At 54.5% G+C, this 12,780-nt stretch carries 8 protein-coding genes; all 8 read left to right on the plus strand.

The genetic code is table 11. From position 1 onward, the window contains the following. Window positions 1-587: 587 nt before the first annotated feature. Window positions 588-1,175, plus strand: coding sequence for an L-threonylcarbamoyladenylate synthase (locus Q0X57_RS04620; RefSeq protein ID WP_297728333.1), 588 nt, complete (start codon window positions 588-590; stop codon window positions 1,173-1,175). Window positions 1,176-1,237: 62 nt separating this feature from the next. Next, on the plus strand, window positions 1,238-2,623 hold the full coding sequence (locus Q0X57_RS04625) for an exopolysaccharide biosynthesis polyprenyl glycosylphosphotransferase (protein ID WP_297728336.1): 1,386 nt from the start codon (window positions 1,238-1,240) through the stop codon (window positions 2,621-2,623). A gap of 10 nt (window positions 2,624-2,633) precedes the next feature. Next, a complete protein-coding gene (locus Q0X57_RS04630) occupies window positions 2,634-4,430 on the plus strand; it encodes a chloride channel protein (RefSeq protein ID WP_297728339.1) in 1,797 nt (598 codons plus the stop codon). 10 nt (window positions 4,431-4,440) lie between these two features. Continuing rightward, window positions 4,441-5,415 carry a methionyl-tRNA formyltransferase gene (fmt, locus tag Q0X57_RS04635; protein ID WP_297728342.1) on the plus strand — a complete coding sequence of 325 codons (975 nt, stop codon included), beginning with the start codon at window positions 4,441-4,443 and terminating at the stop codon, window positions 5,413-5,415. Between the two features lie 32 nt (window positions 5,416-5,447). After that, the gene (locus tag Q0X57_RS04640) at window positions 5,448-6,734 is read left to right on the plus strand and encodes a 3-phosphoshikimate 1-carboxyvinyltransferase (protein WP_297728345.1); all 1,287 of its coding nucleotides are present in this window, start codon (window positions 5,448-5,450) and stop codon (window positions 6,732-6,734) included. An 18-nt stretch (window positions 6,735-6,752) separates the two neighbouring features. Then, a complete protein-coding gene (locus Q0X57_RS04645) occupies window positions 6,753-8,414 on the plus strand; it encodes a DEAD/DEAH box helicase (RefSeq protein WP_297728348.1) in 1,662 nt (553 codons plus the stop codon). Window positions 8,415-8,689: 275 nt separating this feature from the next. Continuing rightward, on the plus strand, window positions 8,690-10,846 hold the full coding sequence (locus tag Q0X57_RS04650; protein WP_297728350.1) for an elongation factor G: 2,157 nt from the start codon (window positions 8,690-8,692) through the stop codon (window positions 10,844-10,846). A 495-nt stretch (window positions 10,847-11,341) separates the two neighbouring features. After that, complete coding sequence (locus Q0X57_RS04655) at window positions 11,342-12,754, plus strand: MATE family efflux transporter (protein WP_297728355.1); 1,413 nt, start codon at window positions 11,342-11,344, stop codon at window positions 12,752-12,754. Window positions 12,755-12,780 lie beyond the last annotated feature (26 nt).

The raw sequence follows: 12,780 nt of genomic DNA on the forward strand, positions 1-12,780 counted from the left end.
ACGCCCCGCGTGGACTTTCACCACAGATGTATGACATGCCCGTCATACAACAAAAGAGGGCTGGGTCCATCACAACGGACTCAGCCCTCTCTTTGTTTAGCTCTCCTCCTCTCTCATTTAGTTTGTTTCATACCCGAGAGAGCTACAATTTTACAAAGCCAGAGCCCAAGGCTAACGCAAGGTAAGCAATCCTCTAGTAGCTACGCACGATAAGACATCTATTCACTCCAACAAGTCCGACAGCTCCGATTGATTTTGACTTCCTCCGAGGAATTTTCCTAATAGCTCACGAGAAAACGAAAATTCTTCACCGAGGGGCGATATAAAAGTTCGGAAGAGTGAAATGAAACTTCGGAAGAATGAAATGAAACTTCGGAAGATTTTTTTCGTTTCTCGCTGGATAATCAAACGTCTCCACCGAGGAATCTTTTGATTTTCTTCGTAGAGACGTAAATGAACTCATTATGTATCATACGACACTTCTATTTTTGAAAACTTTTTCTCTAGCGGTATCCCGACTGATTTCGTACCTTTGTGCTGGAAGTCTCCCCAATGTGGTGGAGACATTTACCTCTCTAGATAGCTTTATGAATCAAGTATCTCCTTCTCCTGAGACTCTATCCGCAGCGCGTGAGGCGGTCGATGTATTACAGCGTGGTGGTATCATCCTCTACCCTACCGACACGATCTGGGGCTTGGGATGCGATGCGACCAATGAAGAGGCGGTGGATCGGCTCTCGGCTCTCAAGGGTCGCCCCACAGGCAAGCCTATGCTGATGCTGGTCGATAGTGACATGCGGATACCATCCTATGTGCGTACGGTGCCGTCGATGGCCTACCAATTGATTGATGTAGCGGTGCGTCCGCTCACAATTATCTACCCTGGGGGGCGCAATGTGGCTCCGCAACTACTGGCGGACGACGGCTCAATTGGGATACGCATTGCGAGCGATACGCTCTGTCAGGAGATCTGCCGACTGCTACGCCGACCGCTCGTATCCACCTCGGCCAATCTGGCGGGAACTACTTCACCGCACAACTACTCGGAGATCGACCCAGAACTGATCAAGCTGGTGGACTATGTAGTCCCGCTACGCCAAGATGAGCATATCGATGGAATGCCCTCAGATATTATCAAGTTGGGGCTCAATAATGAGGTGCAGGTCATTCGCTAGGTAATAAGCTTGGTCAAAAGCCACTAAACGGTTCTTTAGTGGCTCCTAATCACGCCCCATCTATGAGCAAGAAGTCTCGACAAGCTACGGTACGTCTGCGCTACATCGTCTCTGACCTTGTGGCAGTACTGCTGGCGACGACACTCTTCAACGTGGTGCGCTACGTGGTTGAGGATCAGAGTGCGACCTTTGGCGAGCTGTCACTCTTCCTCTTCAACACGAAGATGTACTGGGTGACGATCGTGGTGGTGCTCTTCTGGATGGGCTTCCTGACGCTCTCGGGGTACTATAATAAGGTGTTGGCGAAGAGTCGCATCGACGAATTCTTCCTAACGGCTGGGAGTGTCTTCGTGGGGGTAGTCATCGAGTACCTCTTCCTCGTGGTGGACGATGTGATCGATGGACGCAGTGCGCATCTGCTCCTCTTTGCGCTACTCTACCTGACGCACTTCCTCCTCATCTATGCGGGTCGTCTGACGATTACTTTGCAGCAGATCCGGTATGACCGGACGCCAGGGCATTGGCCACAGATCCTGCTCATCGGTACGCCTGAGGTGATGGATAAGCTACAGGCGGTGCGTATGGAGATGCACTACCACGCTGTGGCTGAGCTTCCCTTCGGCTCTGAGCCAGCCACGCTAGAGCAGGTGCAGGCGATACTGGAGGAGCAACCGATCGAGGCGATCTATATGGTGGCCAATGAGGCGGACACGCTACGAGCTACGCATCTGCTCTACGAGCTGTACCGCTGCAAGCTACCGATCAAGATATACCTAGAGGGGGTCATGGGAGTACGCTCCTCGCTACAAGCGCGTACGCTCCGTGGGCTACCGCTACACGACGTGACGCAGACGCAGATGAGCGAGATGGAGCGCAATGTGAAATGGCTCTTTGACCGTCTCTTCTCGCTAGTCTTGCTAGTGCTTCTGTCGCCTCTCTTTGCAGTACTGGCGGTCTTGGTTCGGCGCTCTTCGGAGGGTTCCGTCTTTTACCGTCAGGAGCGTGTGGGGCGCAGTGGCAAGCCTTTTTGGATCTATAAGTTTCGCACGATGTACACAGATGCAGAGGCTGCGGGTCCTCAGCTTAGCCATGAGGGAGACAAGCGAGTCACGCCACTAGGGGCCAAGCTGCGCAAGTACAGACTGGACGAGCTGCCCCAGTTTTACAATGTATTGCGAGGCGATATGTCTATCGTAGGGCCTCGTCCCGAGCGCGCTTACTACATCAAGCAGATCCTCGAGCGGGCACCCTACTACTACCTACTACACCAGCTACGGCCGGGCATCACGTCGTGGGGAATGGTGCGATACGGCTACGCCTCGACGGTCGATGAGATGGTCGAGCGACTCTACTACGACTGGCTCTACTACGAGCATATATCGATCAAGCTCGACCTAGCGGTGCTGCTCTGCACGGTGGGCACTATTATCAAGGGAAAAGGAAAGTAACACGGCTGCGATGACGACTACGACTACACGAACATCACTACTACAACGCTTTATCCTATGGCGAGAGGCGCATATCAGTGAGCGCATCTTCGTACTGATCTTATCTTTTATCATCGGTATCTTGACCGCCCTGGCTGCCTTTGCGCTCAAACAGTTGATTGGCACGATACAGCATCTCCTGATGCCCGCTATACGGCAGGCTAATGTGTGGTACCTGATCCTGCCTCCTATCGGTGTACTGCTGACGGCGGGCGTGGTCAAGCTCTTCATCCGTGACGACATAAGCCACGGCGTGACGAAGGTGCTAGGCGCTATGTCACAGCGCAAGAGTCGTATCAAGCCGCACAATATGTGGTCGTCGCTCCTAGCTAGTTCGATCACCATCGGCTTCGGAGGCTCGGTCGGTGCTGAGTCTCCTATCGTGATGACGGGAGCCGCCATCGGAAGCAATACGGGACGGCTCTTCAAGCTGGAGCAGCGTCAGCTCATGCTCCTCGTGGGGTGTGGCGCTGCAGGAGCTATTGCGGGTATCTTTAAGGCACCCATTGCGGGCTTGGTCTTTGTGGTGGAGGTGCTACTCCTCGACCTGACGCTAAGTAGTGTGCTACCGCTACTGATTAGCTCGGTCACATCGGCTACGACCGCTTACCTGCTGACGGGACAGCAGGCGATGTTTTCCTTTTATCAAAACGACCCCTTTACGGCAGAGCGCATTCCCTACGTAATCCTGCTCGGTATCGCCTGTGGCTTCACCTCGCTATACTTCTCCAAGGTGATGTTTGCCCTGGAGAGTTGGCTCAAGGGTCGCAGCAACTTCTTCAAGCGTTACGGCATCTCGATGCTCATCCTCAGTGTGGCTATCTTCCTCTTTCCTCCGCTCTTTGGCGAGGGCTACAGCACGCTCAGTGATCTGATGGCGGGACAGTACAGCTCCGTGACGGACAATAGTATCTTCGCCTCCTTCGGGAGTAACTACTGGGTCATCTTCGCCTTCCTCCTCTGTACGATGCTGGTCAAGGTCTTTGCCTCCGTAGCGACCAATAGCGGTGGCGGGTGCGGTGGACTCTTTGCGCCTAGCCTCTTCGTGGGGGGCTTGTGTGGCTTTGTCTTTGCCTATGCGCTAAACTTCTTCCCCTTCATTGAGGTCTACCTACCGCAAAAGAACTTTGTCCTCATGGGCATGGCGGGCGTGATGGCGGGCGTGATGCACGCTCCGCTGACGGGCACCTTCCTCATCGCTGAGCTAACGGGGGGCTACAACCTGCTCCTGCCACTCATGCTGGTCGCTATCTGCTCCTACGGGACGATCCGCATCTTCATGCCTCACAGTATCTACTCTCTACGCTTGGCGCAAAAGGGCAAACTGATGACCCACAGCAAGGATCAGGCGGTTCTCACGGTGATGAGCATCGACAATGTGATCGAGACGGACTTTGATAAGGTCTACCCCGACATGACGCTCGGCGAACTGGTTCAGGTGGTGGGGCGTGCGAAGCGCAATCTCTTTCCAGTGGTGGAGCGGGAGACAGATAAGCTCCTTGGGGTGGTTTCGCTCGATGATATACGCAATATTATGTTTCGCCCTGAGCTTTACGATCGCTATAAGGTGAATCGCATTATGGTTTCCCCTCCAGCCCGCATCCAGAGCGATATGCATATGGATCATATCATGCACCTCTTTGATGAGACTAAGGCGTGGAACCTCCCCGTCGTAACGCCCGAGGGACAGTACCTCGGCTATGTCTCCAAGTCTAAGATATTCAACACCTACCGAGAGGTGCTCAACGTCCTCTCACCTGACGAATAAACAGCTAGCTATGAAGAAAGATCAAGTCCGCATTATCTTTTACGGTACCGCTCCCTTTGCGACGGCGTGCCTAGAGCGTCTCGTCGACGGGGGCTACCCTGTTGTCGCTGTCGTCACGGCTCCTGACAAGCCTGCGGGACGTGGGCACCGCCTACAGCCCTCTGCGGTCAAGGTTTGTGCGACCAAGCTCGGACTACCTATATTACAGCCGACAAACCTACGAGACGAAGCTTTCGTCCAGCAACTCACGGAGCTAAAGCCAACGCTCGGCGTGGTGGTCGCCTTCCGTATGCTACCTCGTGAGGTGTGGAGCCTGCCCCCGTGGGGTACGGTCAATATACATGGTTCGTTACTTCCGCAGTATCGTGGCGCTGCTCCGATCAATTGGGCGCTAATCAATGGCGAGCGGGAGACGGGCGTGACCCTCTTCCAGTTACGTCACGAGATCGATACGGGAGACATCATTGCCGCTTCGGCTTGTCCGATTGAGCCGGAAGATGACTTTGGCACGCTTTACGACAAACTGATGGCTCTTGGCGCAGAGCTACTGGCTCACGGCTTGAGTTTGCTAATGCAGCACGATGGTCGCTACCCGCAAGCTCTACCGCAAGAGGAGCACCCTGACCTGCGCCCTGCTCCTAAGCTTACGAAGGAGAACACGCGCATTGACTGGCATCAGTCAGCGCACGAGATACACAACTTGGTACGTGGCCTAGCGCCTCAGCCTGGTGCCTGGACGATGCTGGAGCTCCCCAACGAAGAGCCTCTCCTCGTCAAGATCTATGCAACCACGCTCTTGCAACAGGAAGCTGACGAGCGACCCGTGGGACAGTGCGTCTCTCCTCGCAAAGGTCAACTAGCCGTGCAGTGTGGCGATGGACTTCTCCTGATTGATCAGCTAAAGCCTCAAGGCAAGAAGCTTCTCTCGGCACGTGACTGGCTCAACGGACTCAAAGTCTCCGTCGAGGAAGTTCGCTTTGTCTAGTCGCTTCCATACAAGCAAGTAGCACAACCCTAGTGACCCCACAGCTATCCATCACCCTGCCTCCCTCGAAGAGTCTCTACAATCGGCTCTTTGTGATGGCACGACTGGCGCACCTGAGCATCCCCTCACTGTGGCATCAGCTAGATCTCTGCGAAGACTTGGCTGTTATGCTACACGCCTCGGGGAGTAGCGAGGGACGCATATCCGTAGGGGCTTCGGGCACGGCTATGCGCCTCCTGACCGCACTCTTTGCTTTGACCACAGAGCGAGAGGTTCTGCTGGTATCGCCTGTTCGTCGTATGACCGAGCGACCGCTTGCACAGCTAATTACACTACTCTCTCAGCTCGAAGCCGACCTCGCACAACCATCGTCCCAAGAGCCTGTCGGAGGGCTTTACCCACTGGTGCGCATTCGTCCGATGAACTCGCAGCAGAAAGGTCTACTCCCCACGCTAACCCTGCCGAGCGGACTAGAGAGTAGCCAGACGGTCACCGCCCTACTCCTCATTGCGCCCTATCTGCCCCACGGACTAGCCCTTCGCTGGCAAGACGACCAGCTTCCCAGCGCCTCTTACATCCAGTTGACCTGCTCCTTAATGCAGTCATGCGGTATTGACCTCTCAGTTGATCGTCACGGGATCCATGTCGCTCCAGGAGCCTACTGCGAGGCAACGCTCACACGCCTTCTCTCGCACCCCATAGGTGACTGGTCCTCGGCACAGTACCCCCTTCAGTGGGCACTTATGACGCCACGTCCCTGCCAGCTCTTGTTGACCAATGTCCCAGCGCAGAGCTTGCAACCCGACGCCCGAGCCTTAGAACTGCTACAGATCTCCCCCGAATGGCTAAGCACAAGCGACGACACCCTCTGCTTTGACAGCGAGTTCCTGCAGAAGCATCTGCGTAAGCTCACGTTTGGGAGTATTTCCCTGTCAAACAATCCAGACTTCGCCCCCACACTCATTGCCCTCCTGCTCTACTATCAGAAGAAAGCACAGCTCCGTGGACTGAACCTCCTACACCTCAAAGAAAGCGACCGCATCGCCCTCATCCTGCGCAATGGCGAGCAGCTCGGTTATCAACTCACCTACGAGACAGAGCGGGGCTTCTGCTTAGCCAGTAGCGCACCAAACTCCGTTCACACTCCCGTACCCATTGCCACAGATGCCGACCACCGCATGGTGATGGCGTGGGCTCCTTTCGCCTGGTATCACCAGCTACAGATTGAGACCCCGCAGGCGGTCGACAAGAGCTACCCCACCTTCTGGCGAGACCTTCGCAAGCTCTGCGAGGTCATCGCGACACCTTTATATATATGAGCACGAATCCCCTTCACTATGACCTTTGACACACTAGACCTTTCGCCCGAACTCCTTCGTGCCACCGCCGACCTCGGCTTCTCCGAGCCAATGCCCGTACAGCAGGAGGTCATTCCATACCTATCCACTCATCGAGGGGATCTGATCGCGCTCTCCAAGACTGGCTCGGGTAAGACCGCAGCCTACGGACTGCCCCTCTTAGAGCGCATCATCCAGGCAAAAGGCTCCGCACCTTGTGGACTCATCCTCACGCCAACACGAGAGCTGGCAATACAGGTACAGAGCGACTTAGTCGCTTTGGCAAAGTATACCTCCGTTCGCCAGATCCTAGCACTCTACGGCGGTGCCTCCATCGAGGAGCAAATCCGTCAGCTCGCCAAGGGATACCATATTATAGTAGCCACTCCTGGCAGACTATGCGACCTGATCAGGCGCAAAGCTGTCAAGCTACGCAAGGTCTCGGTCGTCGTCCTCGACGAAGCCGATGTGATGCTCGATATGGGCTTCCAGCGAGATCTGCAGGATATCCTGCAGGCGGTGCCACAGCAGGTGGAGCATTGGCTCTTTTCCGCCACTATGAGCCGAGAGGTGCGGGAGATAGCCGACAATTATATCAGCGATGCCCACGAGGTGCAGATAGGTGCGCTCAATAAAGCGAATGCCGACATCAAGCATCTCTACGTAGCGGTCCCAGCACGGCACAAGTACGCTGCGCTGAAGCGTGTTGTCGACTACTACCCCAACATCTACGGAATCATCTTCTGCCGTACACGTGCTGAGACCAAAGAGATCACCGAGTGGCTCATACGAGATGGGTACCATGCCGATGCGCTACATGGCGACCTTAGCCAAGCGCAGCGGGATATGGTGATGAACCGCTTCCGCATACGCAACCTGCAATTGCTCGTTGCAACCGACGTGGCAGCACGTGGGCTTGATGTAGACGATGTCACTCACGTGCTTCACTACGGTCTGCCCGCCGATCCCGACAGCTACACACACCGTAGCGGACGCACCGCTCGTGCTGGCAAGACGGGCCTCTCGATAGCCATCTGCCATCTACGCGACAGCAAGCAGATACGCATCATCGAGCAGCACGCTGGCATTCGGATTGAGTCAATGCCCCTCCCCTCTGGTCAGGAGATTTGTAAGAAGCAACTCTTCGCTCTAGCGACCAGGATCGAGTATGCCGACAGCAACGAGCACGGCACCCAGTACGATGAGCTACTCAATGCGATCGTGCAGAAGCTCGCCTGGCTTCCTCCCGAGGAGATCATACGTCGTGTGCTCACGCTGGAGGCGGACCGTATCATGCGCTACTACGCCAATACGCCCGACCTCTCGGCTCAAGAGCTGGCCACCGAAGAGCCTAAGTATAGGACAAAAGGTTCCCCCGCGGAGCATCGCAAAGCATCCCAAAAGCGTAGCCGCACCAACCTACCGCCCATGACCTCGCTAAGGATCAACCTCGGCAAGCGCGACAAGCTCTATCCGAACCGTCTCCTAGAGTTGATCAACCGCACGCTTCCCTATAAGATCACCATTGGCAAAATAAACCTCAGTCCCAGCTACAGCTACTTTGAGGTAGCTAGCGAATGGGCCGAGACAGTCGCAGCAGCCCTAAGCGAAGAGGAGTACAACGGTCGCCCCATCCGTGTCACCATTCAGAAGGATCGGTAAAAGCCACAAACCTGTAGCACAGCCTGGGCTCCTTTTTCTACACTGAGGACACTTTCTAGGTATTGCAAAAGTGTTATTTATTTGCTACCTTGCGACAAGTTTAGTGAAAGGCTAGTCAAGTAATCCTAAGTAGGGGAAGAAACAAAGCTTAAGTAGTCCTACTTTCGTCCATCTCCGAGTAGCACATTCGCTAGGCTTACACATTGACGACCGCTAGCTAGCTAGTGGCGTCTAGGTGGTTGCAATCAAAATATTCACTCTAAGTATAACAGGCTATGCAATTGTATCAGACATCAGACATTCGAAACATCGCCGTCATCGGCGGCTCGGGTAGCGGCAAGACAACTCTTGCCGAGGCTATGCTCTATGAGAGTGGCGTCATCAAGCGTCGCGGGACTATTGAAGCACAAAACACTGTGTGCGACTACTTCCCCGTAGAGAAGGAGTATGGCTATACCGTTTTCTCCACCCTATTTAGTGTCGAGTTTGCTCATCGCAAGCTCAACTTCATCGACTGCGCAGGCTCCGATGACTTCGTCGGTGGCACTGTCGCTGCACTCCACGTGACCGACTCGGCACTCGCTGTGGTCAATGCCAAGGAGGGCGTCGAGGTCGGCCTGATCAATCAGATGCGTATCATAGAGCAACTGCATAAGCCTGTGCTCTTTACCATCAATCAGCTGGATAGCGATAAGGCAGACTACGAGAGCACAGTCGCTGGACTCAAGGCTCGCTACGGTGGCAAGGTGGTTGTCATACAGTATCCTGTACAGGAGGGCCCAGACTTCCACCAGGTGGTTGATGTGCTCAATATGAAGATGTACCAGTGGAAGCCCGAAGGCGGTACTCCCGAAGAGCTCGAGATACCAGCAGGTCAGCGAGAGCGTGCCGAGGAGCTTCGCCAAGCACTGATCGAGTCAGCTGCTGAGCACGAGGAGCACCTGATGGAGACCTTCTTTGAGAAAGGGTCGCTCGACGAGGAGGAGATCGTGCAGGGCATGCGCAAGGGTATCGTCCTCGGCGATATGTACCCCGTCTTCTGCGTTAGCGCACTCAAGGATATGGGTGTACGTCGTACGATGACCTTCCTGGGCGATGTAGCACCTCGCGTCACCGAGTCTGCGCTCCCCATCACGACGGAGGGCGTAGAGGTAGCGCCCGATGCTACCGCTCCCGTGAGTCTCTACTTCTTCAAGAGCACCGTGGAGCCGCATATCGGTGAGGTCTCTTACTTCAAGGTGATGAGTGGTACGCTCAAGGAGGGTATGGACTTGACCAATGCGAACAATGGCTCTAAGGAGCGCCTCGGTCAGATCAATGTAGTGGCTGGTGCGCAAAAGGAGAAGGTGAGCCAGCTCGTCGCTGGAGACTTTGGCGCTGCCGTAAAGCTCAAGGATGTACGTCGTGGAGCCACTCTCAACGATAAGGGCGTGGACTATCAGTTCCCCAATATCGAGTACCCTGCCCCCAAGTACCGCCGTGCTATCGTACCAGTCAATGGTGCCGATGCGGAGAAGCTAAGCGAGGCGCTCACACGTATGCAGGAGGAGGATCCCACATGGATTGCTCAGCAGAGCAAGGAGCTACGCCAGCTCATTGTGTATGGTCAGGGAGAGTTTCACCTACGTACGCTCAAGTGGCGACTGGAGAACAATGACAAGATCCCCGTCACCTTTGAGGAGCCACGCATCCCCTACCGTGAGACTATCACGAAGGCAGCTCGCGCTGACTACCGTCACAAGAAGCAGTCGGGCGGTGCTGGACAGTTTGGCGAGGTGCATCTGATCGTCGAGCCTTACGAGGAGGGCAAAGAGCTACCGAGCGTCTTCCGCTTCAACAACCAGGAGTTCAAGATTACCCCTCGAGACACCCAGACCGTCGAACTAGCCTGGGGAGGCAAGCTAGTCTTTGTCAATAGTGTCGTAGGTGGCGCCATCGACAACCGCTTCATGCCAGCCATCCTCAAGGGTATTATGGAGCGCATGGAGCGTGGTCCACTGACGGGCTCCTATGCTCGTGATGTGCGTGTGATCGTCTACGATGGTAAGATGCACCCCGTGGATAGCAATGAGATCTCCTTCATGCTGGCTGGGCGCAACGCCTTTAGCGAAGCCTTCCGCAATGCAGGTCCTAAGATCCTCGAGCCTGTCTACAGCGTCAATGTGACCGTACCCGCAGACTACCTCGGTGATGTGATGAGCGACCTGCAGGGACGCCGTGCGCTGATCATGGGTATGAGTAGCGATGGCAACTACGAGCAGCTCTCTGCCAAGGTGCCTCTCAAGGAGATGAGCGACTACTCCACTTCGCTCAGTTCGCTGACGGGTGGACGCGCCTCGTTTGTCATGAAGTTTGACGCTTACGAGCTCGTACCGTCAGATGTACAGGAGGCACTCTTGAAGGCCTACACAGAGGAGAGCGAGGAGGAGTAACAGACGGCTCCCCGCCACCCTACTAAGTTCTAAGAGCGGTCTCAAGTCACGACGACTTGAGGCCGCTCTCTCTATCTGCTCTCAGGAGCGTAGTCTACAGCTCTCCCGAAGGGCGCCATTTGTCGCTTCGTATCGTGCTGATTTCTTCGCAGATACGAGTTCCAAAAATGGTTCCCCTCTTGGAACTTTTTAGTTCCAAGGGTGGAACTGTCTGTCCTCTCCCAAAGGAATTCTCAACAGCTCTGTGGAAAGTGGAAATTCCTCACCGAGGGGCGAAATGAAACTTCGGAAGAATGAAATGAAAGTTCGGAAGAACGAAATCGCAAGTCCGAAGAATTTTCCAATTCCTCACTGAACTAGCAAAGATCTTCACCGAGGAATTTTCGATTTCCTCCATAGAGACGTATGTGAACTCATCGTGATATAATGCGTTAGCCCTACTAAAGCTCTGGTAAAGGCCCCGTAATTGGCCATCATTTACTACCTTTGCACTTGATGAATGAGAGAGATATAGAGGCTCCTGAGCAAGCCGAAGACAATAAGCGGACGCAGGACTTGCGGACGCAGCCTATCCCTAAGCTACTGCTGCAGTATGCTATACCAGCCGTGGTGGGTACGGTCGTGCAGGCGCTGTATAATATCGTGGACACGATCTTCATCGGCCAGGGCAGTGGCGAGCTTGGCATCGCTGCGGTCTATATTGGGTTCCCCTTGATCATCCTACTCGTCGGCTTTAGCATGCTTGTGGGGACGGGTGCCTCTGTCGGTGTGTCGATTGCTCTAGGTAGGCGGGACTCGGATCGTGCGGATCGCATCCTGAGCAATGCGGTCTATCTGACTTTTGGCTTCTATATCCTCGCAGTCACCCCCTCAATGATCTTTCTAGAGGATCTATTGCGACTCATCGGAGCGAGTGACAATATCATCCCCTTGGCAAAGGACTACCTCCACATCTATCTACCCGCCATAATACTGAGCAATCTAACCTACGGGTACAACAATGTGATGCGTGCATCGGGCTACCCAACGAAAGCGATGATTACGATGATCATCGGAGCGGTAATTAATGTGGTGCTGGACTACTTCTTTATCATGCACTTCGGATGGGGTGTCAAGGGCGCTGCCTGGGCAACGGTGATTGCGATGTTCTGTACGATGGTCTTCGTGCAGTATCACTTCTTCCAGCGCAAGAGCGTGGTACGCTTCAAGCGACAAAATATGAAGCCCTCGGGCTCGATCCTGCTATCGATCATCAGTGTCGGTATAGCACCCTTTGCGATGCAGGTAGCGGGAAGCGTGGTGAGCTTTGTACTCAACCATAACTTCGCTCGCTTTGCTAAGTCGGTGGCTGAGGCGGATCTATCCATAGCGACCTACGGTATCATCAACAACTACACGACACTCATCGCACTGACTATCATCGGGGTGGCACAGGGTATGCAGCCTATCGTGGGATACAACTACGGTGCGGGACATATCGAGCGCTCTCTGAGCTGCTACAAGCTGGCTGTCGGGGTCAATACGGTCATCTCTATACTAGGCTTTGCGGCTGCCATGCTACTACCGGAGCAACTCTTTATCCTCTTCAACGCATCGCCTGAGTTGATCGAGATAGGTCGGCATGCGATACGTATAGTCTTCTGTGTCTTCTTCGTCGTGGGCTTTCAGATTACCACCTCTCAGCTCTTCCAGAGTCTCGGGCTGAGCCGTCAGGCTATCTTCATCAGCTTGACACGACAGATCATCTTCCTCCTACCAGCACTGCTGATCCTCCCCCACTTCTACGGTATCGATGGCGTCTGGTATGCGATACCTCTGGGCGACCTCTTGGCGACGGTCGTCTCGGCTTCGATGATTATCTACTACTTCAAGAAGTGGACTAGCGAGCAACCTTCCCCCTTAGCGTAAAACCTCCTAATATGCACGTACTCCTC

The sequence above is a fragment of the uncultured Porphyromonas sp. genome, assembly GCF_947254915.1.
GTDB lineage: Bacteria > Bacteroidota > Bacteroidia > Bacteroidales > Porphyromonadaceae > Porphyromonas.

What these genes read in the sequence shown, in the direction of transcription:
- Q0X57_RS04620 (WP_297728333.1), top strand. Translation starts at nt 588, where the DNA reads ATGAATCAAGTATCTCCTTCTCCTGAGACTCTATCCGCAGCGCGTGAG.
- Q0X57_RS04625 (WP_297728336.1), top strand. Translation starts at nt 1,238, where the DNA reads ATGAGCAAGAAGTCTCGACAAGCTACGGTACGTCTGCGCTACATCGTC.
- Q0X57_RS04630 (WP_297728339.1), top strand. Translation starts at nt 2,634, where the DNA reads ATGACGACTACGACTACACGAACATCACTACTACAACGCTTTATCCTA.
- fmt (WP_297728342.1), top strand. Translation starts at nt 4,441, where the DNA reads ATGAAGAAAGATCAAGTCCGCATTATCTTTTACGGTACCGCTCCCTTT.
- Q0X57_RS04645 (WP_297728348.1), top strand. Translation starts at nt 6,753, where the DNA reads ATGACCTTTGACACACTAGACCTTTCGCCCGAACTCCTTCGTGCCACC.
- Q0X57_RS04650 (WP_297728350.1), top strand. Translation starts at nt 8,690, where the DNA reads ATGCAATTGTATCAGACATCAGACATTCGAAACATCGCCGTCATCGGC.
- Q0X57_RS04655 (WP_297728355.1), top strand. Translation starts at nt 11,342, where the DNA reads ATGAATGAGAGAGATATAGAGGCTCCTGAGCAAGCCGAAGACAATAAG.